General features: G+C 31.2%; 23 protein-coding genes. 19 read left to right on the top strand and 4 right to left on the bottom strand.

Going from position 1 to position 24,309, the window contains the following annotated elements; all coding sequences use genetic code 11:
* The first annotated feature begins 161 nt into the window (after nucleotides 1–161).
* The 10 genes from CA_RS15285 (at nucleotide 162) to lacG (ending at nucleotide 11,537) form a co-directional block, all read left to right on the top strand.
* Complete coding sequence (locus CA_RS15285) at nucleotides 162–1,301, top strand: cysteine desulfurase family protein (protein ID WP_010966255.1); 1,140 nt, start codon at nucleotides 162–164, stop codon at nucleotides 1,299–1,301.
* Entirely contained in the window at nucleotides 1,298–2,452 is a 1,155-nt protein-coding gene (thiI, locus tag CA_RS15280; protein ID WP_010966254.1) for a tRNA uracil 4-sulfurtransferase ThiI, read from the top strand. The genes CA_RS15285 and thiI overlap by 4 nt, the downstream gene beginning before the upstream one ends.
* Before the next feature lie 83 nt (nucleotides 2,453–2,535).
* Nucleotides 2,536–3,690: a MalY/PatB family protein gene (locus tag CA_RS15275; RefSeq protein WP_010966253.1), complete on the top strand. Its 1,155-nt coding sequence runs from the start codon at nucleotides 2,536–2,538 to the stop codon at nucleotides 3,688–3,690.
* Nucleotides 3,691–3,896: 206 nt separating this feature from the next.
* Complete coding sequence (locus CA_RS15270; RefSeq protein WP_010966252.1) at nucleotides 3,897–4,514, top strand: DNA-3-methyladenine glycosylase; 618 nt, start codon at nucleotides 3,897–3,899, stop codon at nucleotides 4,512–4,514.
* Nucleotides 4,515–4,628: 114 nt separating this feature from the next.
* Complete coding sequence (locus tag CA_RS15265; RefSeq protein ID WP_010966251.1) at nucleotides 4,629–5,699, top strand: mannose-1-phosphate guanylyltransferase; 1,071 nt, start codon at nucleotides 4,629–4,631, stop codon at nucleotides 5,697–5,699.
* A 242-nt stretch (nucleotides 5,700–5,941) separates the two neighbouring features.
* Complete coding sequence (budA, locus tag CA_RS15260; RefSeq protein WP_010966250.1) at nucleotides 5,942–6,658, top strand: acetolactate decarboxylase; 717 nt, start codon at nucleotides 5,942–5,944, stop codon at nucleotides 6,656–6,658.
* 501 nt (nucleotides 6,659–7,159) lie between these two features.
* A complete protein-coding gene (locus CA_RS15255; protein ID WP_010966249.1) occupies nucleotides 7,160–7,924 on the top strand; it encodes a DeoR/GlpR family DNA-binding transcription regulator in 765 nt (254 codons plus the stop codon).
* Nucleotides 7,925–7,982: 58 nt separating this feature from the next.
* Nucleotides 7,983–8,297 (top strand): PTS lactose/cellobiose transporter subunit IIA, encoded by a 315-nt coding sequence (locus CA_RS15250; RefSeq protein WP_010966248.1) that lies wholly within the window; start codon nucleotides 7,983–7,985, stop codon nucleotides 8,295–8,297.
* A 75-nt stretch (nucleotides 8,298–8,372) separates the two neighbouring features.
* A complete protein-coding gene (locus tag CA_RS15245) occupies nucleotides 8,373–10,055 on the top strand; it encodes a lactose-specific PTS transporter subunit EIIC (RefSeq protein ID WP_010966247.1) in 1,683 nt (560 codons plus the stop codon).
* Nucleotides 10,056–10,112: 57 nt separating this feature from the next.
* Entirely contained in the window at nucleotides 10,113–11,537 is a 1,425-nt protein-coding gene (gene lacG / locus CA_RS15240; protein WP_010966246.1) for a 6-phospho-beta-galactosidase, read from the top strand.
* A gap of 213 nt (nucleotides 11,538–11,750) precedes the next feature.
* Here lacG and CA_RS15235 read toward each other — a convergent pair whose 3' ends face one another.
* From CA_RS15235 to CA_RS15220, 4 genes are read right to left on the bottom strand one after another with little or no spacing between them, the layout of a single operon-like run.
* Nucleotides 11,751–12,764, bottom strand: coding sequence for a LacI family DNA-binding transcriptional regulator (locus CA_RS15235; RefSeq protein WP_010966245.1), 1,014 nt, complete (start codon nucleotides 12,762–12,764; stop codon nucleotides 11,751–11,753).
* Between the two features lie 12 nt (nucleotides 12,765–12,776).
* Entirely contained in the window at nucleotides 12,777–14,270 is a 1,494-nt protein-coding gene (galT, locus tag CA_RS15230; RefSeq protein ID WP_010966244.1) for a UDP-glucose--hexose-1-phosphate uridylyltransferase, read from the bottom strand.
* Between the two features lie 11 nt (nucleotides 14,271–14,281).
* The gene (galE, locus tag CA_RS15225) at nucleotides 14,282–15,271 is read right to left on the bottom strand and encodes a UDP-glucose 4-epimerase GalE (RefSeq protein ID WP_010966243.1); all 990 of its coding nucleotides are present in this window, start codon (nucleotides 15,269–15,271) and stop codon (nucleotides 14,282–14,284) included.
* Nucleotides 15,272–15,291: 20 nt separating this feature from the next.
* Nucleotides 15,292–16,461 (bottom strand): galactokinase, encoded by a 1,170-nt coding sequence (locus tag CA_RS15220; RefSeq protein ID WP_010966242.1) that lies wholly within the window; start codon nucleotides 16,459–16,461, stop codon nucleotides 15,292–15,294.
* A 460-nt stretch (nucleotides 16,462–16,921) separates the two neighbouring features.
* Between CA_RS15220 and CA_RS15215 the strand changes: the two genes are divergently transcribed.
* From CA_RS15215 to CA_RS15175, 9 genes are all read left to right on the top strand, one after another.
* On the top strand, nucleotides 16,922–17,416 hold the full coding sequence (locus tag CA_RS15215; RefSeq protein ID WP_010966241.1) for a PTS sugar transporter subunit IIA: 495 nt from the start codon (nucleotides 16,922–16,924) through the stop codon (nucleotides 17,414–17,416).
* A 44-nt stretch (nucleotides 17,417–17,460) separates the two neighbouring features.
* Entirely contained in the window at nucleotides 17,461–17,766 is a 306-nt protein-coding gene (locus tag CA_RS15210) for a PTS sugar transporter subunit IIB (protein ID WP_010966240.1), read from the top strand.
* Between the two features lie 222 nt (nucleotides 17,767–17,988).
* A complete protein-coding gene (locus CA_RS15205; RefSeq protein ID WP_010966239.1) occupies nucleotides 17,989–19,401 on the top strand; it encodes a PTS galactitol transporter subunit IIC in 1,413 nt (470 codons plus the stop codon).
* A 184-nt stretch (nucleotides 19,402–19,585) separates the two neighbouring features.
* Nucleotides 19,586–20,350: a DeoR/GlpR family DNA-binding transcription regulator gene (locus tag CA_RS15200; RefSeq protein WP_010966238.1), complete on the top strand. Its 765-nt coding sequence runs from the start codon at nucleotides 19,586–19,588 to the stop codon at nucleotides 20,348–20,350.
* A gap of 189 nt (nucleotides 20,351–20,539) precedes the next feature.
* Nucleotides 20,540–20,968: a galactose-6-phosphate isomerase subunit LacA gene (lacA, locus tag CA_RS15195; protein WP_010966237.1), complete on the top strand. Its 429-nt coding sequence runs from the start codon at nucleotides 20,540–20,542 to the stop codon at nucleotides 20,966–20,968.
* A gap of 19 nt (nucleotides 20,969–20,987) precedes the next feature.
* The gene (lacB, locus tag CA_RS15190) at nucleotides 20,988–21,509 is read left to right on the top strand and encodes a galactose-6-phosphate isomerase subunit LacB (RefSeq protein WP_010966236.1); all 522 of its coding nucleotides are present in this window, start codon (nucleotides 20,988–20,990) and stop codon (nucleotides 21,507–21,509) included.
* 74 nt (nucleotides 21,510–21,583) lie between these two features.
* On the top strand, nucleotides 21,584–22,438 hold the full coding sequence (locus CA_RS15185; protein WP_010966235.1) for a tagatose bisphosphate family class II aldolase: 855 nt from the start codon (nucleotides 21,584–21,586) through the stop codon (nucleotides 22,436–22,438).
* A complete protein-coding gene (locus tag CA_RS15180; protein WP_010966234.1) occupies nucleotides 22,435–23,361 on the top strand; it encodes a 1-phosphofructokinase in 927 nt (308 codons plus the stop codon). The genes CA_RS15185 and CA_RS15180 overlap by 4 nt, the downstream gene beginning before the upstream one ends.
* 144 nt (nucleotides 23,362–23,505) lie before the next feature.
* A complete protein-coding gene (locus CA_RS15175; RefSeq protein WP_010966233.1) occupies nucleotides 23,506–24,270 on the top strand; it encodes a DeoR/GlpR family DNA-binding transcription regulator in 765 nt (254 codons plus the stop codon).
* Nucleotides 24,271–24,309: the final 39 nt, after the last annotated feature.

Raw genomic sequence — 24,309 nt, 5'->3', positions numbered from 1 at the left:
AGTATGTTGTAGAGCTCAAATTTGTTTTTAGTATAATTACAAATTTGAGCTCTTAATTTATATGCACATTGAATGCGGATATTGACAATTAATGTAGTATGATTTATATTTATGCTGGTGAGTAATGCAGATTTTTATAACATTAAGAGAAAGCGGTGACTATGGTGGTTTACTTTGATAACAGTGCAACTACAAAGCCTCTTTTGGAAGTTGCGGATATAATGAAAGAAGTTTTTTATGAGTATTATGGAAATCCGTCCTCTCTTCATTTATTTGGTAAGAGGGCAGAAGATAGATTAATTGAGAGTAGAAAAGTATTAGCAGCTACGCTTGGAGTTTCGCCAAATGAGATTATATTTACTTCAGGCGGGAGTGAAAGCAATAATTTTTTGATAAAGGGTTTTGCAAAGCCAGGAAACCATATAATAACATCAAAAATTGAGCACCCTAGTGTATTAAATACTTGTCAACAGTTAGAAAGGTTCGGAGTTGAGGTTACTTATTTAAATGTGGACAATGAAGGAAAGTTAAATCTAAAAGAGCTTAAGGAAAGTATAAAAAAGAATACTGTTCTTGTAAGTATAATGCATGTAAATAATGAGATAGGTGTAATTCAGGATGTTAAAAAAATATCTTCAATTATTAAGGAAAGAAGTACAAGAGCAAAATTTCATGTTGACGCAGTTCAAAGCTACGGAAAGCTTAAAATAAATCCTAAGGAAATGGGAATAGATTTACTGTCAGTAAGTGCCCATAAAATTTATGGACCAAGGGGAATAGGTTTTGCGTATGTTAGAAAAGGACTTATGCCAGATCCACTTATATGTGGAGGTGGACAAGAGTTTAACTTTAGATCAGGAACTGAAAATTTGCCAGCTATTGCGGCTTTCGCTTATGCAGCCAATGATATATCAAAAAAGATGAAGGACAATTATAAAAAAGTTTCAGATCTAAAAGAGTATTTTGTAGATAAGCTAAATAATATAGATGGTGTAAGGATAAACAGTAAAGTAGGAGAAGACTATCTTCCACATGTGTTAAATGTATCACTTAAGGGTGTTAGAGGAGAAGTTTTCGTACATGCTTTAGAGGAAAAGGAAATATATGCATCAACAGGTTCTGCTTGTTCATCGAAAAAAAATCACAAGAGTCATGTACTTTGTGCTCTTGGTCTTGATGATGGTGAAATTGATGGAGCTATAAGGTTTAGCTTTTCTCCTGAAAATACCTTTGAAGAAGTAGATTATACAGTATATAATATAGAGAAGATACTTAAATTCTTAAGGAGATTAAAATTATGAATAAACTATTAATGGTAAAATACGCTTCTGAAATATTTTTAAAAGGCTTAAATAAAAATAAATTTGAAAAAATACTTAAGCACAATATAGCTACGGCACTTAACGGAGTGAAATTTGACTTTGTATTTGATTCTGGAAGATGGTTTATAAAAGGCGAAGATTTAGAGGAAGTTGTGGATAGAGTAAGAAATGTATTTGGTGTAGCTGAAGTTTGTATTGTTACAGAAATAGAAAATGATTTTGATACTATAAAAAATCAAGCACTTTTAGCAGTTAAAGAGAGTGGTAAAGGCACCTTTAAAGTTGAAACAAATAGAGCGAATAAGGGATTTCCATTAAATTCGATGGATATAAATCGCGAGGTTGGTGCATATATACTTAAAAATAACGATGAAGTTAAAGTTGACATACATAATCCAGAATGTCTTGTGAATATTGAGATAAGAAAGAAAACCTACATATATTCAAAGAGAATTAAGGGAGTAAATGGAATGCCATACAAAACAAATGGACAAACTCTTTTAATGCTTTCAGGTGGAATCGATTCTCCAGTTGCAGGATATATGATGGCAAGACGTGGAGTTGAGGTTAGCGGAGTGTACTTCCATAGTGCTCCATATACAAGTGAAAGGGCAAAAGATAAGGTTAAGGATTTAGCTAGAATACTTACAAAGTATATAGGAGAAATGACATTATATGTAGTTCCTTTTACAGACATTCAAATGCAGATAATTGAAAAATGTAGAGAAGATGAGCTTACTATAATAATGAGAAGATTTATGATGAGTATAGCTTGTAAAATAGCAGAAGATAAAGGAATGGAATCCGTAGCAACAGGAGAAAGTATAGGACAAGTAGCAAGTCAGACTATGCAAGGATTAGTTGTAAGTAATGATTGTGCGGACAGGCCTGTATTTAGACCTTTAATATCAATGGATAAGATTGATATAATGGATATATCAAGGAAAATTGGAACCTATGAGACATCAATTCTTCCATACGAAGATTGCTGTACTATATTTGTTCCTAAACATCCTAAGACAAAACCAATTTTAGGACAGATAAGAAAAGCTGAAAGTGTTCTTGATAAGGAAAAATTAATAAATGATGCAGTAGAAAAAATGGAAGTAATACAAATAAAGAATGATTAAAATATATTGATAAAAATTCATGGAATTAATGGATGATTTTCTTAAGAGAGAATCATCCTTATTTTAAATGGGAGGGGATTTTTGTGTATAATTTTGATAAAGTAGTTGAAAGAAGAAATACTGATTGTGCAAAATGGGATGAAAGAGAGGATGTTTTACCTCTTTGGGTTGCGGATATGGATTTTGAGGTAGCACCTGAAATTTCAGAAGCAATAAGAAAAAGAGCTGAGCATGGAGTATATGGATATGTAAAAACAAGTGATGAATATTATGCTTCTATAATAAATTGGGTTAAAAAAAGACATAAATTTGATATAAAAAAAGAGTGGATAGTTTTTTCACCAGGTATTGTTCCGGGGGTTAATTTGATGATAAATGCCTTAACGAAGCCAGGTGATAAGGTTATACTGCAAACACCTGTATACTATCCATTTTATAGCGCAATTACAAACAATGGTTGTACTATCTTAAAGAACCCTCTTAAACTTCAAAATGGAAGATATGAGATGGATTTTGAAGACCTAAAAGAAAAGCTTAAGGATGAAAGAGTTAAGGTTATGGTTTTATGCAGTCCACATAATCCTACTGGGAGAGTATGGACAAAGAAGGAACTAAATACTGTAGAAGAACTATGCTCCCAAAATAATGTTATAGTTATATCCGACGAAATTCACTCAGATCTTATATATGAGCCTAACAAACATATTCCCTTTGCAGCAGTAAATGAAGAAGCAAAACATAATTCAATAGTTTGCATTTCTCCAAGTAAAACCTTCAATCTTGCAGGACTTCAGGTATCGAGTCTTATAATTCCAGATAGTAGTTTAAGAGCAAGAGTACTAAAGGTTATGAAAAGAAGTGTACCACTGTGGCCTAATGCTTTTGGAATGGAGGCATCTATAGCAGCTTATAATAAAAGTGAAGTATGGCTAAGTGAACTCATAGATTATTTAAAGGATAACATCCAATTCGTGAAGGAATATATAAATAAAAATATGCCTAAAATAAAATTGATAGAGCCTGAGGGAACATATCTCCTATGGCTTGATTTTAGAGAACTTAACATGTCTGTTTCTGAACTTAAAAGCTTCATGCTTGAAGAGGCGAAGGTGTGGCTTGATGAAGGATATATTTTTGGAGAAGAGGGAAATGGCTTTGAAAGAGTAAATATAGCGTGTAGTAGAAGCACCTTAAAGGAAGCCTTAGATAGAATTAATACTGCACTAAAAAGAAGATAATAATTTAAAAATCAAAAGAAAACACAAAATTTTTGAGCTATCAAAAGTTTCTACATGTTCCTATGTTAATGCGTATAATTAAAGAGTTTATTGGATTAATAGAATTGTAGTTTGTTTTACTAAATAAGTTATAATATTATCGATGAACAATAATATCTAGAAAGGAAAAAGTATAATGAAAATTATCGTTATACAGGGTGATAAACTTGAAGCTTATTCGTGAATTTTATAGTAGAGATACAATAGTTGTAGCAAAAGAGCTTCTAGGAAAGGTGTTAGTACATGAGGTGAACGGAATAAGGACTTCTGGCAAGATTGTTGAGGTAGAAGCGTATAGGGGAATTAATGATAAAGGAGCTCATGCTTATGGAGGAAGAAGGACACCTAGAACAGAAGCATTATATGGTCCAGCAGGGCATGCTTATGTATATTTTATATATGGATTATACTACTGCATGAATGTAGTTGCAATGCAGGAGGGTATTCCAGAAGGAGTTTTGATAAGGGCTATAGAACCAATAGAAGGAATTGAAGTTATGAGTGAAAGAAGATTTAAAAAGCTATTTAACGATCTTACTAAATATCAACTTAAGAATTTAACAAATGGTCCTTCAAAGCTATGTAGTGCGATGGAAATACGTCGTGAACAAAATTTAATGGATCTAAATGGAGATGAACTTTATATTGAAGAGGGAAAAAATGAATCTTTTGAAATAGTAGAAGCTAAAAGAGTGGGAATAGATTATGCAGAGGAAGCTAAGGATTATTTGTGGAGATTTTATATAAAGGGAAACAAATGCGTTTCGGTGCTTAAGAAAGATTAAAATTGATGGGAGTCTCGATTTTAAAACATTAAGGATAGGTAAAATGTTATTCACCACATACAATTGCATATCATATTATAAAATGATAAGCAATAAGTAAATGTGGTGTTTTTTTTGTTATATGCACTTGTACTTGCTGGAGGCAAGGGAACGAGATTGTATCCTCTTTCAAGGAAGGAAAGTCCCAAGCAGTTTCTTAAGTTTATTCACAATAAGAGTTTTTTAAGAAATACTGTAGATAGAATTAAAACTCTAGTTGATAAGGAGAATATATATATTGTGACCAATGAAAGATATATAAACAAAATACAAGAAGAACTTCCTGAAATAAACCGTAGTAATATATTTACGGAACCTGAAAACAAGGAGACTGCCACATGTATAGGTCTTTCGGCGGTTAAACTTTTAAAAAAAGATAGCGATGCGACCATGATAGTTTTACCTTCAGATCATTATATTGAAAATGAGAAGGAGTTTATAGATACCCTAAGGCAGGGGGTTGAGGTTGTAGAAAGAAAAAGATGTCTTGTTACAATGGGCATAACGCCAACTAGACCGGAAACAGGATATGGATATATTCAAATGGGAGATAAGGTCATTAATTATGAATCCATATATAAAGTTGAAAGGTTTCTTGAAAAACCAAATATAGAGGTTGCAAAAGATCTTCTAAGTAAAGGAAATTATCTCTGGAATAGTGGGATGTTTGTCTGGAGAGCAGATACGTATTTAAGAGAGATGAATAAATATTTGCCTAAAATGTATAAAGCAATGATGGAGATATATGAGAATGTTGGAACAAAAACAGAAGAAGAAACAATAAACGAAAAATATAAAATAATAGATGGCATATCTGTAGATTTTGGAATAATGCAAAAAACACGTAAGGCATATGTTGTAAAAGCAAATTTTGAATGGGATGATTTAGGCAATTTCTCGTCTCTGGCAAGGTTTCTTAAAAGCTATGAGGGAGGGAATACTATAAGTGACAATGTATTTTTGGAAGATACAGAAAACTGCTCGATTTTTGGAAGTGAAAATTTAATAATATGTTTTGGAGTAAAAGATTTGATAGTAGTGGATGCAGGAAACGTAGTTTTAATAATGGATAAGAATAGGGATCAAGAATTAAAACATCTTGTAGAGGAATTAAAAAATAAAAAGGAAATAGAAGATTATCTATAAGAATTAGTACAACAGATATAAAGTAGAAAACAAGAGGTATTATCCTATTATTTTCTACTTTTTTTGTTTTATCCATAAAAGACGTGATTAACGCCAAGGATTATAAATTGCAAAAATAATAATTAAGTGTTATTGTTTTTAAGTATGGGGGGAGAGTTATATTTGAATTTTATGTGAGATTTAATAATCACCTGATAGCCCTATACATGATTTAATCATAAATTGGTTTGAGGTGAAGAAAAATGATTGAAGAAGTGATCCCTAATCATATATATCAAATGTCTACAATAAACGCTCTTGTTTCTGGCTTGTATGATGGGTGTGCATCTTTAAAGAAGCTTTTAACAAAAGGTGATTTTGGTATAGGTACATTTAAGGACTTGGATGGAGAGCTAACACTTTTAGATGGAATATTTTATAGAACTAAACCGGACGGAAGTATCTATGTATGCTCTGAAAATGATTCAGTTCCTTTTGCTGTGATTACTAAACTTGAAAATTATAATACAGAAAATATTGAAGCTTGTAATTCATATGAGGCTTTAAAGGAAACATTAGATGGATTTATTGATAGCAAGAATATATTTTATGCTTTTTACATAAAAGGCAGCTTTAATTATGTTAAAACTAGAACTGTTGTGAAGCAAAGCATGCCTTATAAGCCAATGGCTGAGGTTGTAAAGAATCAACCTGTGTTTAATTATGAAAATGTTAAGGGACATATAGTTGGGTTTAGGTGTCCGGATTATGTGGAAGGTCTTAATGTTCCAGGATATCACTTCCATTTTTTGAGTGATGATAAGAAATTTGGTGGACACGTAAGTGATATTTCTGTAAAAAATGCAGAGGTTTTTATTCAAAATTGTTTGTGCTTTAGAATGGAATTGCCACAAAGTGAAAGTTTTTATAGTATGAAGGTTGAAAATAGAAATGATGAAATAAGTAAAGTTGAGAAATAAGAGTATCCCTAGAAGTGGTTTCTAGGGATATTTTCATATACTAAAGGTTTTTATAGTTTTAGTGAATCTTAAAACTTTATCTAATAGAAATCGCTTTCTATAAAGTATTATGTTAAATATTAAAAGTAATCAACGGTTATTTTGTGTTAGAAAAAATCAAATTACTGTCATAGTATTCTTTAACAAAATAGTAACAGTAAAAAAGAGCAGTGTAAACGGTTTGATTTTGAATAATGTAATATTTTTATTGTTTTATGCTTAAAAAACAAAAAAATTTGTATTTTAACAAACAAAAACAGAACATAGATAAAATAAAAATATCACAACAATATTATTGACAAACCTTATTTAAAGATATATTATATAAATGTAAACGAAAACAAGTACATAAAAGAACAAAATAATTCATAAAAAAGCGCACTTATAGAAAACGATAACTAACCCATGAAATGGTGAATCTGTGGAAAATTACAATTAAATTTACTTCGATATGAGGTGATGATGAATGTGTTAAAAGAACAAAGACATGAAATGATTCTAGATAATTTAAATAGATTTGGAATAATTCGAGTGGTTGATTTAACTAGAGAGTTTAAAGCAACACAGATGACAATAAGAAGAGATCTCAAGTATTTAGAAGAACAGGGCAAGTTAATTAGAATATATGGCGGAGCAAGAACAAAAGGAGAAATAAAATTTGAGGAGCTTTCACCAAGTGAAAAAAGAAATATAAATGCCGAAGGTAAAATGGAGGCTGCAAGGCTAGCAGCAGGTCTTATAAAGGAAAATGACATTGTATATATTGGACCAGGTACAACAAATGAATATATATATGATTACATTGAAGTTTCTCCCGTAAAAATAATAACAAACTGTATAAATGTATTTGAAAAATTTAAGCATGATGATAGATTTGAGCTAATACTTATTGGAGGTAGATTGAGAAATAAAACGGGAACTTTTATTGGAAGCTTTACAGATGAGATTTTAAAAGAAATTAGAGTTAGATCAGCCTTTATAGGTGCTAATGGTGTTTCTAATAATAGCATAATGACATCAAACGAAGAAGAAGGTCAATGTCAAAGGATAATAATGGACAATGCATTAGAAAGGTATTTAGTATGCGATTCAAGCAAAATAGAAAGACAAGACTTTTACACTCTATATAAGCTTGAAGACATAACTGCTTTAGTTACAGATTCAAAGTTAGACAAGACCTTAAAGAATAAGTATTCCAAATACTGTGGAGTAATAAATAATATATAAGACGAATTAAAATAGTCATAAGTAAAATAAAAATTATTTAAAATGGAGGCATATTATTATGAATAAGGAAGAATTAGAATTAACTACAATGGAGATAGTGGCTTATGCAGGAGATGCAAGATCAAAATATTTGGAAGCTTTAAATGCAGCTAATGGCGGAGATTATGATAAGGCACAGCAATTAGTTTTAGAGGGAAATGATCTTATAACTGAAGCACATAACGTTCAAACTAAAATGATTCAAATGGAAGCTCAAGGTAAGAAGATAGAGGTAGGATTCTTAGTTGTCCATGCGCAGGATCATTTAATGACAGTAATGCTTTTAAGAGACCTTGTAAAGAATTTAATAAATTTATACAAGAAGGTAAATTAGATAAGGCTATAAATTATCAGATGGATATTTTTGTTTGTTTTATAATTTATAATAAAAATATAGGAGGAAATTCTGATGAGAAAACTAATCGCACTAATTGAAAAAATGAAACCTTTCTTTGAAAAAGTATCTAATAACCCATATCTTAGGGCAATCAGAGATGGATTTCTAAGTTGTATGCCTGTTATTTTATTTTCAAGTATCTTCTTACTTATAGCATGTGTTCCAAATGCTTGGGGTTTTTATTGGCCAAACAATGTTAATGATATACTTATGAAGGCTTACAACTACTCTATGGGAATATTAGCATTATTAATGGTAGCAACTATTGCCAAGAGCTTAACAGATAGTATTAATGGTAAATTGCCTAAACTAAGACAAATAAATAATGTGTCAGTAATGATTGTATCTATCATATGCTTTATTTTAATAGGAGTACAACCTATAAAAGGCGGATTCTCAAGCGATTTTATGGGCACTAAAGGATTATTATCAGCGTTTGTAGTTGCGTTTATAGTTCCAAATATATATAAGTTATTTGTAAAAAATAATGTAACAATTAAGTTACCTGAGGAAGTACCTCACAATGTAGCACAAACTTTTGAAGATTTGATACCTTTAGCGGCGTCTGTATTATTCTTCTGGTTATTTGATTTAGTATTTAGACAAGTTACAGGAGAGGTTTTCAGTTCTTGGATATTAGATGTCTTAAAGCCGTTATTTACAGCAGCAGATGGGTATGTAGGCTTGGCGGTAATATATGGAGCGATGGCAATGTTCTGGTTTGTCGGAATTCATGGACCTTCTATAGTAGAACCAGCAGTAACAGCTATATATATTGCAAATGTTGAAGCTAACTTAAAATTACATCAAGCTGGACATCATGCAACATATGTACTAACTCACGGAACTTCTTATTTTATAGCAACAATTGGAGGTACCGGAGCTACTTTAATGTTAACAGTTATGTTTGCGTTCATAGCTAAATCAAAGCAGTTAAAGGCAGTTGGAAGAACCTCAATAATTCCAGTGTGCTTCGCTGTAAATGAACCAATTTTGTTTGGAGCACCAATTGTGCTGAATCCAATATTCTTCGTACCATTTATATTGACACCAATATTAAATGTATGGATATTTAAATTTTTTATAGATAACTTAGGAATGAACGGCTTTATTTATATAATTCCTTGGACAACTCCTGCACCAATAGGATTGATATTAGGAACAGGATTTGCAAAATTAGCCTTTATATTAGCACCTCTATTATTAGTAGTGGATTTTGTAATGTACTATCCATTCTTCAAGGTTTATGATAGAGAATTAGTTTTGGAAGAAGCAGAAAGGGCTAAGCATGAATTTGATGGAGAATTAGAAGAAAAAGCAACTTTAAAAGTAGAACAAAAACCAACACCAAAGGTTAAAATAGAAAGTAAAACGGATAAAAAACAGCTTGTATTAGTACTTTGTGCTAGTGGAGCTACAAGTAGTATGCTTGCAAATGCAATAACTAAGGGAGCAAAACAAGAAGGCGTTAACGTAGAATCAATAGCTATGGCTTATGGACAGCATAAGGATGTAATAGCGGATTATGATCTTATTATATTGGCACCTCAGATGGCATCTATGTATGAGGAATTAAAGGCAGATTGCGCATCTAAAGGAACTAAATCAGCAACAACAACAGGTAAGGAATATGTAAAATTAACTAGAGACCCTGTTGGAGCTTTAAAATTTGCGTTGGATATAATAAATGAATAATTTATAGTGCAATAAAATTTCAACATTATATAAATTAGAAAGAAGGGAAAGCAAGTAATGAATAACTTTGGAGAGGATTTTATATTTGGAGGAGCAACAGCAGCTTATCAAGCAGAAGGAGCTACAAAGGAAGATGGAAAAGGACCTTGTATTTGGGATGAATATCTAAAAAAAGAAGGCAGATTTACTGGAGATACAGCAAGCGATTTCTATCACAAGTATAAGGAGGACCTTAAGTTTTCAAGAAAGTTTGGAGTAAATGGAATAAGAATATCAATTGCTTGGTCTCGTGTTATTCCAGATGGAAAAGGTGAGGTTAATCCTAAAGGACTTAAATTCTATAGTGATTTAATTGACGAATGTATAAAAAATAATGTTGAACCTTTTGTAACACTTCATCATTTTGATACACCTTTAACCTTGTTCAAAGATGGCGATTGGTTAAATAGGAATAACATAGATTATTTTGTTAGGTTCGCAAAGGTTTGTTTTGAAGCTTTAGGAGATAGGGTAAAGAAGTGGATAACTTTCAATGAAGCTTGGGCAGTTGCTCAAAATGGTTATATAATAGGAAACTTCCCTCCAAGTATAAAGTATGACATACCAAAGGCAGCACAATCTATGCATAACATGATGGTAGCACATGCTAAGGTAGTTGAATTATATAAGAGTATGAATTTGGATGGAGAAATAGGAATAGTTCATACACTTGAGGGTAAATACCCAATAACTGATTCTAAAGAAGATAAAGAAGCAGCTTATTTAGATTATATGATTTCAAACAAATTTATGCTTGATGCATGCTTTAAAGGAGAATATCCTAAAGAAACTGAAAAGACTATTAATGAAATAATGTCTAAGAATGGTGGGGAGCTTAAGATATATGATGGGGATTTAGAAGTACTTAAAAAGGCTTCTTCAAAGATTGATTTCTTAGGAATGAATTATTATTCAAGTCATTTTTTAAAGGCGTATGAAGGAGAGAGCAGAATACACCATAATGGAACAGGAGAAAAGGGAACAAGTATTTTTGCACTTAAAGGAATAGGTGAACGTGTTAATAATCCAGAGGTTCCGACAACAGATTGGGATTGGCCTATTTACCCAAAGGGACTTCATGATATGCTAGTTAGAATAAAAAATGAGTACCCAAATTACAAGAAAATATATGTAACGGAAAATGGAATGGGCTACAAGGATGATTTCAAAGATGGAAAAATAGACGATACACCGCGTATAGACTATATTAATAAGCATTTAGAGGCTATACTTAAAGCGAAAAATGAAGGTGTAGTTGTAAAAGGATATTTTGTATGGTCACTTATGGATGTGCTTTCCTGGAGTAATGGATACAATAAGCGTTATGGATTATTCTATGTGGATTTTAAAACTCAAAATAGATATGCTAAAAAGAGTGCTTATTGGTTTAAGAGGATATCTTACGAGAAGAAACTAATAGATTTTAGCGATATAGAATACTAGAAAAAATCTTAGAAATAGGATATGTATACATAAGATTAATAACACGATGTTCAAGGATGTTTTAAAGTATTTTGTAAAAAACAACAACTAATGCAGTGTTAGCATATAACATGTTAACACTGCAACATTTTTTTATTGGAAAATATGTTTTAGAGGCAAAGTATTGCTGAGTTATAAGGCTTTGACTTTAGGAAAAATTTATAAAACTGAAAGCTATATAGAGCTCACAGTATCCCGTTCAACTATGTAATTATTTAGTATTATTCTTTTACTATACTTATTATTGCAATCAATTTTTTCTATTAATAAGGTTGCTGCATTTGTTCCAAGAAGAAACATATTTTGATCTACAGTTGTAAGCTTGGGTTCAACAAATTTGCTTAAGGCTATGTTATCATAACCTATTATTGAAAAATCTTTAGGTACAGCTAGGTTTAGTTTTTTACAAGCATTTAATATTCCAACACCCATAAGATCATTACATGCAAAGGCTGCTGTTGCCTTACTTTTATTTAAAATTTCAAGAAAAGCATAGGAGGTGTTATCAACAGTTTCGCTGCTGTTTCCGTTTCCTATGTTGATAATATTTTGTGGATTAAAAAGATTTAGCTCCTTCATAGTACTAACATAAACCTCTTCCTTAATATCATAAGAGTAGCTATCTTTACCTCTTACAAAAAGTATTTCTTTATGATTGTTCTTAAGCAGGTATTTAAGAGCGTTATGTGCACCCATGGATTCATCATTTGAAACAGAAGAGATATTTGAGTCTACATATTTACTATTTATAAAAACAAAAGGAATGCTGTTTGATAGATCATCGTAAAAGCCGTTCTTTATATTACTAGTATTAGGACTTATTACGACTATACCAGATACATTTCTTGATATTAAATTGGTTATACATTTTTTTTCTTCTTCTACATCATTATTGGTGCAAGTTAATAGTAAGGATAAAGATTTATCCCTTAAATAGCTTTCTATTCCATTAATGACCTCTGTAAAAAACATGTTGCTTATGCTTGGAGAAACTATACCTATAGTAGCAGATTTTTTTTGGGTTAATTCACGTGCCTGCATATTTGGTATATAGTTTAATTCCTTTATTGCTTTGAGTACTTTTTCGCGTGTTTCAGCCTTTACTGGGTAGTTGTCGTTCATTACCCTAGAAACAGTTGCAACAGACACGTTGGCCCTTTTAGCTACTTCAAGTATAGTTGTTTTCATAATTTCATCACCTTATAATATATTAATAAATTTATCAAAAGCGGAAAGTCCACTTGAGTTTCTTTTAAATACACCTGCATGCTTTAATACTTCCAAGAATTTAATGCCAACTTCTTTTTTTAATATACAATCAATATTTTCTTCTGATATATTCTTGTAGTTATCCAAGATATATTTGTACCAAGTATTGTGTTTTGAAATTGTACTATCATTTGAAATATCTTTTTTCTTTTCAATTAGATTCTCTTTTATTAAAGCAAGCTCTGATTTTAATCTAGCAGGAAGAACAGCTAATCCCATTACTTCAATAAGACCTATGTTTTCTTTTTTTATATGATGAACTTCATTATGAGGATGAAATATTCCAAGTGGATAATTTTCATCCGTTCTATTATTTCTAAGGACTAGGTCTAATTCATATTCTTCATTTCTTTTTCTAGCAATAGGAGTTATTGTGTTATGCGGTTCGCTGCCTGTATGGCTTAATATACTTTGTGTTTTGTCTGAATAGTTTCTCCAAGAAGTCAATATATGCTCGGCTAGGTTTATAAGCTTAGTTTTATTCTTAGATGAAATTCTTATTACAGACATAGGCCATTTAACTCTTCCTACACTTATATCTTCATATCCTTTTATAGAATACTCTTTTTCTACAGGGGCTTTTTCCATTGCAAAGGTATATCTTCCACCTTGATAGTGATCATGTGATAATATAGAGCCGCCTACAATTGGAAGATCTGCATTAGAACCAGCAAAATAATGTGGTAAAATATCTATAAAAGACAGTAAATTTTCAAAGGTAATTCTGCTGATTTTCATTGGAATATGTTCATTATTCAATATTATACAATGTTCATTGTAGTAAGTATAGGGAGAGTACTGCAAAAACCATTTACTTTTGTTTAGTTCAAGAGGAATTATTCTTAAGGTTTGTCTTGCAGGGTGATTAATATTGCCGTAAAATCCCTCGTTTTCTTTACACAAAAGACACTTAGGATAAGAGGTTGATTTAGATAATTTTGCTTTTGCAATATCTCTTGGATCTTTCTCTGGTTTAGATAAGTTTATGGTTATATCCAAATCACCATATTCAGTAGGCGTCTTCCAGGTTATATTTTTATCTATTCTATCTTTTCGTATATAGTTTGAAGCTATGCTTAATTTATAATAATATGAGGTGGCTTCCTTTGGTGAATTATTAAGAAGTCTATTAAAATTGTTTATAACTTCAGAAGGTCTTGGCATAACACAATTCATAATCTTTGTGTCAAATAAATCTCTTTCAGCTACTGTGTCGTTTATTAAATTTTCTTTTACTGCGTAAGCTAATAGTTGATTCAAAATAGCTGTGGCAGTGCTTGGTACATCACTAATCTCTTCGAAGTAGAAATTGTCCAAATTAAATAAACCAGCAAGCATATTAGAAGAATATATTTTATCATCCTCTTGTATAAGACCTTTTTTTAGAGAAAAAGCTAAAAGTTTATTTATCTCATGATTAATCATTTCATAGCCTCCTAAGCATCAAAACCATTTGGATGAGTTTCGTGCCATTTCCAGGCATCTTTTATTATATCTTTAACATTTGTGAATTTAGGTGACCAGCCTAAAACTTCTTTTGCTTTTTGACTTGAAGCAACTAATTGTGCTGGATCGCCAGAACGTCTTTCTCCAAGAACCACTTTGATATTTTGTTTAGTAACCTCCCTGGCAGCATCAATCATTTCTTTTACGCTAAAGCCTACTCCGTTACCTAAGTTAAATATACTGCTTTTTCCGCCGTTTTCCAAATATTCTACAGCTTTAATATGAGCAGCAGCTAAATCTATAACGTGTATATAATCTCTGATACATGTACCGTCTGGTGTTGGATAATCTGTTCCAAACACAGTTATAAATGGACGTTTTTTAAGAGGAACTTGAAGTATAAGTGGTATTAAATGTGTTTCTGGATTGTGATCTTCACCTATACTACCATCATCTAGAGCACCAGCAACATTGAAATATCTGAGTGCTACATAGTTAATACCGTAAGCTTTGCTTGACCATTTCATCATTTTTTCCATAGTTAGTTTTGTTTCACCATAAGTGTTTGTTGGATTTGTATCATCTGATTCTAATATAGGAATTTTTTTGGGTTCTCCATAGACAGCAGCGGTAGAGGAGAATACTATATTTTTAATATTATGTTTAACCATGCTTTCAAGTAAAATTTGCATACCATATACATTGTTGTTGAAGTAGAGAAGAGGCTTTTCCATACTTTCTCCAACTAGAGAATTAGCTGCAAAGTGAATTATTGACTGAATTTTGTTTTCTGAAAAAACTTTATCTAAAAATTCACTGTCCCTAATATCTCCTTTATAGAATTTGGCCTTTTTATTTACAGCCTGTAAATGTCCACTTTGGAGATTATCAACGATAACAACTTCTTTACCACTTTCGATTAATTCATGTACAGTATGAGATCCGATATAACCTGCACCACCACAAACTAAAATTGACATAAAAAACGCATCCTTTCAAACTAGTTTATTTTTTTAGCACCATCAGCTATGTTTACAATATAGAAACTTGGTTCATAGCCGATCTTTTCTGTATATTTTGCTTTAATACTTTCTATGAATTCGTCTACATAGTCTTCTTTAACTATGCTTACAGTGCAACCTCCGAAGCCTGCACCTGTCATTCTTGAGCCGATAACTCCCTTTGACTCTAAGGCTAAAGAAACTAAAGTATCTAGTTCAATTCCTGTAACCTCATAATCATCTCTTAAGGAAATATGTGATTCATTCATAAGTTTTCCGAAGGTTTTTAAATCGTTGTTATTAAGTGAAACAACAGCCTTTAAGGTTCTTTGATTTTCATAAACAGCATGTCTGGCTCTTCTTAGTTTTACAGGGTCCGAAATGATGTCTTTTAATTCTTCAAATTCAGCCTCTGTAAGTTCGCCTAAGGAATTTATATTTTTAACCTTTTGAAGTTCTTTTAGAGCAGCTTCGCATTCACTGCGCCTTTCATTATATTTTGAATCTGCAAGGCCTCTTTTTTTATTTGTATTTGCTATGACTATTTTATAGCCTGTCATATTTAATTTACTATAAGAATATTCTAGAGTACTGCAATCAAGGAGTATGGCACAATCCTTTTTACCCATTCCGATGGAGAATTGATCCATTATACCGCAGTTTACACCTATGAAGGAATTTTCTGCTTCCTGGCACATTTTAACTATTTCTACCATATTAATATTTAATTTAAATAAATCATTTAGTATGATACCAGTTAAAACTTCTATAGAAGCAGAAGAAGATAAACCTGATCCATTTGGTATGCTTCCATAAAAAAGAATCTCAAAACCATTTTCTATATTGTGACCATGTTTATTAAAAGTATCTATAACTCCCTTAACATAGTTTGCCCAGTCATCTTTTTTGCATTTTTTTAAATCATCTAAGCTAAATTCAATTACACCTAAATTATCAAAATTTAAGGAATAAGCTAATACTTTATTATCATTTCGTCTAGCAACTAATCCGTAAGTACCGATGGTTAAGGCACAAGGAAATACATGTCCACCGTTGTAATCAGTATGTTCTCCTATTAAATTAACTCTTCCTGGAGAAAAGAAAACATTTTCATAATGCCTTTTAAAAATATTCTTGAATTTTTCATCTAACATATTTATGATATCCATTTTAACTCCCCCTTTATAATAATATAGTAATCGATTACTATAAAAAAGTAAAGATAAAATTCAGTAAAAATAAAGTAACTTCAATGTGTTTTATGAGCGATTTGTGTTCGTTGTGAACATTTATTACTAAAAAAATAATATTTTTTAGTAATCGCTTACGTGGCACTTACTTTGAAATTTCAGGAGAATGTAAGGAAGAAAGGAGGGATTAGTATAGTGTAAAGCTTGTTTTTATTAGATTTTACAAAGTGAATATACAAAGATATTTGTAGAATATTAGCAGAAACAAATATGACAGAAACAATCACAAACTAAATAAAAGTATCACAAAATATGAATTGACAAATGGAAAAATAAGGTATACTATATAAATGTAAACGAAATCATAACATAACAGAACAAAAGCAAACAGTAATAACTCATGAATATAAAGTATAATATTATAGAGGGGTAAGATTATATGATTAAAGAAATAAGTAATTTGTTTAAAGAAGATTTGATTTTTATAGAAGACGCGAAAGATAGTAATGAAATCTTTAAAAAAATAGGGCAAAGGCTTATACAGAAAGGTTTAGTAAAGGATAATTTTATAGATGGGATTATAGAAAGAGAAAAAAAGTATCCTACAGGTATGGATTTAAGCGTGATAGAAGGACAAGAATATAATGTGGCTATACCTCATACAGAAAGAGAATACTGCTTAAGTAAGCGTATTGTTTTTGTGAAACTTAAAAAAGAAGTGGAGTTCAAAAATATGATAGCTCCAGAGGATACTTTGAAGGTTAGGTATTTATTCATGATTATAAATAATGAAAACGATGCTCAAACAAATATATTAGCAAACATAATGGATTTTATAACTAATAAAGAAAATATGGACAAATTAAATAAAACAGATAATGAAGAAGAAATTTTTGAGTTCATTACTGATAAACAGACAATAAAAAATATATAAAAATTGTCTTAAAATATAAAACAAAACTTTAGGGGGTAATTATTATGATAAAAATTTTAGCTGCTTGCGGTGCAGGAGTAAATTCAAGTCACCAAATTAAGGACGCAATAGAACAGGAAATGAAAGCTAGAGGATATCAGGTTGTAGCAGATGCAATGATGGTTAAGGATATAACAGAGGAACTTATTTCAAAATATGATGTTTTTACACCAATCTCCAAGGTTGATGTTGGATTTGAAATAAAGATTCCAGTCGTTGAAGCAGGAGCTATACTATATAGGATACCAGCAATGGCTCAGCCTGTATTTGATGAACTCGAAAGTGTTTTGAAAAAATTAGGTAAAAAATAATCAAAAGATTTTAAACATTTTCCTTTTCTGTGGACAATATTGTGTGTAGAAAAAATATAAAAAGGGTGTGCAGCATTGGAAAATGTTTAGCTAAAAACGTGAAATATATTAAGAAAACCAGTTTAGTTATTAAATTATACATCTTTTCTGATTTTAGAATATGAATAATTAAAGTTGCGATTTGGGTTTCTTACAGATAAAAATTGTGGAGGGGAAATTTTTATGAATGGAATTGTTGAATTTGCCAATGCTGTTTTTAAACCACTAATAAATTTGGGTGCAGCACCAATGATGTTTATTGTTTTATCGGTTTTAGCAATCTTGATGCGTGTAAAAGTAAGTAAGGCAATTGAAGGTGGTCTTAAGCTTGCTATTGCTTTAACTGCAATTGGACAAATAATTTCATTACTTACAACTAATTTTTCAGGTGCTCTTCAGGCATTTGTTAAATCAACAGGTATAAACTTATCTATAACTGATCTTGGTTGGGCGCCAGTTGCTACTATAACTTGGGGATCAATGTATACGTTATTTTTCTTGTTTATTCTTGTAATTGTAAATGTTATAATGTTAGCTTTGAATAAAACCAATACCTTGGATGTTGATATATTTGATGTATGGCATCCAGCATTTTGCGGAATATTAATAATGTTTTACTCTAAAAATCTGCTTGTTGCAACTATATTTGTTGTATTTCTCGGAATTTTAAAAATTATCAATTCTGATTTAATGAAACCTACATTTAATGATCTTTTAAACATGCCTGACACTAATCCAACAACAACTACACATTTAAATTATATGATGAATCCTATAGTTATGGTTTTTGATAAGTTAATTGATAAGTTTCTGCCCTTTTTAGATAAGTATGATTTTGATGCTGCTCAACTTAATAACAAAATAGGTTTTTGGGGAAGCAAGTTTGCAATAGGTGCTTATCTAGGAGTTTTTGTTGGAGTTTTAGGACATCAAAGTATTATAAAAATATTCACTTTGGCATTTATAGGTGCAACATGTCTAGAGCTATTTTCTGCAATAGGTTCTTGGTTTATAGCTGCTGTTGAACCATTATCACAAGGTATAACTAACTTTTTAAGTAAAAGATTAAAGGGAAGAACCTTTAATATAGGTATTGACTGGCCGTTTATTGCAGGTAGAGCGGAGATGTGGGCTGTGGCTAATATATTGGCGCCAATACTTTTGATATTTTCGTTAATTTTACCAGGAAATAAACTTTTACCATTAGGTGGAATTATAGCAATGGGTATAACACCAGCGCTTTTGGTGGTTACTCGCGGTAAGATGATAAGGATGATAATAATTGGAATACTTGAAATACCAATATTTTTGTGGGCAGGTACAGTAATTGCACCTTGTGTAACAAACTTAGCAAAGCAAGTGGGAGCATTTCCAAAAGGATTATCAACATCAACCTTAATATCACATTCAACCTGTGAGGGTCCTATTGAAAAGTTCCTTTCTGTACTTATAGGTAAGTTTTTTCAAGGAGGAAATATCACTACAGGACTATATGTAATATTAGCACTAGCAGCGTATTTAGCATTATTTGTTTGGTATGCAAAACAAATGAAAAAACGTAATACAGAATATGCAAAAGTAAAAACTGAGGATTAAGGATAGATAAAAGGAAGATCCACCATTTGGTGGATTTTATTTAAAACAAAGTAGAACAATAAAGTTCAACAAAATAATAAAAATAATCATAAACAGTATTGAAAATGATACTATTAAGTGATAATATATAATCGTAGACAGGAATTGTATATAGTCTTATTTAGTTAGATGCGGGGGAGTACGTATGCTAAAGGAAGAAAGATTCCAAAGGATATTAGAAATGCTTGAAACTAATAACATTATAAAAATAACGGACATAAATGAAAAGTTAGGAGTTACAGAGATAACTGTACGAAGAGATTTAAAAGTTCTTGAAAACAAAGGTCTTATAGAAAGAATCTATGGTGGAGCCAAAAAAGTAAATGCAAACAATAAAGTAGAGTTTAAAGAACTTTCCAACAATGAAAAAAGAAAAATCAACATAGAACAAAAAAGGCATATAGCTAAACTTGCAAGCGAGATGATTGAAGAAAATGACATTATATATATAGGTCCTGGAACTACAAGTGAGCTTATATATGATTATTTAAATGTTTCATATGTAAAAGTTATAACTAATTCAATGTCAGTTTTTCTTAAGTTTAAGGATGACAAAAGATATGAAATCATACTTGTAGGAGGACACTATCGATCTCACACAGATGTGTTTGTAGGAAGTTTTACTAATGAAAACTTAAGAAGCATGAGAGTTAAGACGGCTTTTGTTGGGACTAATGGTATCTATAATGACAACATAACTACTTCAAATGAAGAAGAGGGGATGTGTCAGAAAATAATAATGGACAATGCAGCAAAAAAATATGTTCTATGTGATAGCAGTAAAGTTGGAAAAGAGGATTTCTTTAGTTTTTATAGTTTAGAAGATGTTACAGGCATTATTACAGACAAGAATATAGATGAAGGGTTGAAAAAGCAATATCAAAACAGAGCTAAGATAATATGCTCATAAAAAAATAATCCCATATTAAAAAATATGAGATAGATAATAATGTGAGAAGAGAAAATCAATAAGTTTACTTTCCTCTTCTGTGGATTAATATTGTGTGTAGTAACATTAGTATACCACAGTGGAGAATAATATAAAAGTTTTAACATAAAAAAAGTAAAAAATTTAATTTATGTAGGGAGGAAATTTTTTATGAAAATAGCTATAGGAGCAGATACAGATGGATTTGAACTTAAAGAACACTTAAAAAATTATTTGAAAAGTAAGGGTATAGAAGTAATAGATAAAACGCCAGAAAAGGGGATTAATCTTGTTAAGTCAGCAAGTTTAGTTGCACAAGCTGTTATGAATAAAGAAGCAGATAGGGCAGTAGCAATAGATGAGTATGGTGCAGGTTCTTTTATGGTAGGTGCTAAGCATAAGGGAATAATATGTGCAGAGGTTTCAGATGAACATTCAGCTAAAATGACAAGTCAGCATAATTCAGCTAATATGCTTGCTATTGGGGCAGGAATTGTTGGAAAGAGACTTGCAGAAGGAATGCTTGATGCATATATAGCTGAGAAATATGCTGGTGGAAGACATCAAATAAGAGTAGACATGTTAAATAAAATGTTATAAATAACGGGAGGTAGTAAAGATGGTAATTTCAATTGGTTGTGATCATATAGTTCCTGATATAAAAATGAAGATTTCGGAGTATTTAAAATCAAAAGGACATACAGTTATAGATAATGGAACCTACGATTTTGTAAGAACGCATTACCCTATATTCGGTAAAGCAGCAGCAGAAAAGGTTGCATCAGGTGAGGCTGATTTAGGAGTTATTTTGTGTGGAACTGGAGTTGGAATATCAAATTCTGCAAATAAGGTAAAGGGTATAAGAGCGGCATTAGTAAGAGATGTAGGAACTGCAAGATATGCAAAGGAATATTTAAATGCAAATGTTATAGCAGTTGGTGGAAGAATAACAGGTATAGGTCTTATTGAAAATATAATAGATGTATTCTTGGAAGCAAAGTACAAGCCTACTAAGGAAAATCAAGAGATAATAAAAGGAATAGATGAGCTTATAGAAAATGATAAAGGTCAATTTGGAAACGAACATTTCTTTGATGAATTTATCGAAAAATGGGACAACGGTGGTTATCCAAAGGAATAATAAGCATTATAGGCCTAAGGTAATTTATAACTATCCTTAAGCCATGTAAAGAATGAAGGGAAGGTGTTAAGGTTATGTTAGTTACAACAAAAGGATTATTGGTTAAAGCTCAAAAGGAACATTATGCAGTACCAGCATTTAATATACACAATCTTGAAACATTTAGGGTAGTGGTTGAAACAGCTAGTGCATTAAATTCGCCTGTAATAATTGCAGGAACTCCTGGAACTATAGAATATAGTGGAGAGGATTATTTAATAGCCATTGCTAAGGAGGCGGCAGCAAAGCATAATAATATACCAATAGCAATGCATTTAGATCACTTTGAAGATGTGGAAAGACTTAAACATTGCATAGATGTAGGATTTACTTCAGCTATGATAGATGCTTCAAGAATGTCATTTGATGACAACATTAAAGTTACAAGAGAAGTTGTTGAGTATGCACATTTAAGTGGTACAGTTGTAGAGGCAGAGCTTGGAATGCTTGGAGGAAGAGAAGAAAATGTAGTTGTAGATGAAAAGGATGCAATGTACACTAACCCTGATGCTGCAAAAGAATTTGTAGAGAGGACAGGAATTGATTCTCTTGCGGTTGCTATAGGAACTGCACATGGACTTTATAAGGGTGAGCCAAAGCTTGATTTTGAAAGGCTTAAGGAAATAAGAGAAAAAGTAGATGTTCCTTTAGTACTTCATGGAGCTTCAGATGTACCAGAAAATTTAGTGAAGAGAGCGATTGAACTTGGAATATGTAAGGTAAATATTGCAACTGATCTCAAAATACCTTTCTCTGATGCGGTAAAAGAATATTTTAAAGAACATCCAGATGCAAATGATCCAAGAAACTATATGACTCCTGGAAAAGAAGCAATGAAGGAAATTGTTATTAAAAAAATTAAGATGTGCGGCAGTGAGGGAAGAGCTTGATTACAATTGTAAATTTAAATGCATCTGTTGATAAGAGGTATGAAATAGGAGATATAGTTAAAGGAAAAGTTATGAGGGCAAGAGCTGTAGAGAACACAGCAGGCGGAAAAGGCTTACATGTTGCGAATGTAGCACATATATTGGGTGAGGATATTGTTGCTACAGGTTATATTGGAGGAAAAACAGGTGAGTTTATTGAAGCAAAGCTCAAGAAAATAGGTATAAAAAGTGATTTTGTCAAAGTAAAAGCATCGACTCGTGAATGCCTTGCGTTTATAACAGATGATTTAGTTCAAACTGAAATTTTAGAACCAGGTCCTGAAATTTCAGAAGAAGAACAAGATCAATTTATGAAGGTTTATGAAAAGCTTTTGGTAAAATGTAATATAATAGTTGCGTCTGGAAGTGCACCTAGAAACGTTCCAAAGAATGTTTATGCAAAGCTTATTGAAAAAGCAAATAAAAACGATAAAAAATTTCTTTTAGATACTAGTGGTGATTTACTAAAGGAAGGTATAGAGGCAAAGCCTTTCTTAATAAAGCCTAACAAGGACGAGCTTGAAATGCTTACAGGAAGTTCTATAATAGGTGAAAATGATATAATAGAGCATGTAAAGGTGCTTAATAAAAGAGGAATAAAATGCGTTATAATATCTTTAGGAGCTAGTGGTTCTTTAGTAGGTTTTGACGGGGAGTTATTTAAAGTAACCATTCCAAAGGTAAAGGCGATAAATCCTGTGGGATCAGGAGATTCACTTGTTGGCGGTTTTGCAGTTGGCTTTGAGAGAAATTATAATATAGAAAAAATTATAGCGCTGGGGACAGCTTGTGGAACAGCTAATGCTATGATAAAAGAGACAGGTTGGGTTGAGACAAAAACTGTTAAGGATATAATGAAAAAAGTAAAGCTTGAGAGAATATAAAGATAACTTATGTAACCTTTATTATAGATTTAAGTATAATAAAGGTTACATTTTTTTATCATTTTGTATAAAAAAATTGTGGTTATTACTAAAAAAGTGATAATATATAATCATACATCTTATTCTATTCCTGGAGGATTAAATATGTTAAAAGAAGAAAGATTACAAAAGATAGTAGATATGTTAGACGAGAATAATATAATAAAAATAACAGATATAAATGAGAAGCTTGGAGTAACTGAGATAACTATAAGAAGAGACTTAAAGATACTTGAAGAAAGAGGATTCCTTAAGAGAATATACGGTGGAGCAAAAAAAGTAACTCAGAAAGCAAAAGATGATTTTAAAGAACTTTCAAGTAATGAAAAAAGAAAAATAAATATAGAACAAAAAAAAGATGTAGCCAAAATTGCAGCTAGTATGGTAGAAGAGAATGATATTATATACATAGGACCGGGAACTACAAACGAACTCATATATGATTATATAAATGTTTCATATGCTAAGGTAATAACAAATTCAATGCCTGTATTTTTAAGGTTCAAGGATGATAGTAGGTATGAAGTCATATTAGTTGGCGGCAGATATAGAAAGCGTACAGATGTATTTGTGGGAAGTTTTACTAATGAAATTTTAAAGAGCATGAGGGTTAAAATCGCTTTTGTAGGAACTAATGGAATTTGCGATAATAATGTAACAACCTCAAATGAAGAGGAAGGTGCATGTCAAAAAATCATATTAGATAACGCAGTGGAAAAGTATATACTTTGCGACAGTTCCAAAATTGGAAAAGAAGATTTTTTTGGATTTTATAATTTAGAAGATGTAACGGCTGTTATTACTGATGAAAATATCGATGAAGATTTAAAAAATAAGTATGAGAAAAACGTTAAGATAATCAACCAATAATATTATAACGTAAAAATGAGATGGCATATGATTAAAACC

It is taken from the genome of Clostridium acetobutylicum ATCC 824, from assembly GCF_000008765.1.
In the GTDB taxonomy this organism is placed as follows: domain Bacteria; phylum Bacillota; class Clostridia; order Clostridiales; family Clostridiaceae; genus Clostridium_S; species Clostridium_S acetobutylicum.
The sequence above is the reverse complement of the archived record's forward strand: the minus strand, read 5'-3'. Positions and strand labels throughout refer to the sequence as shown.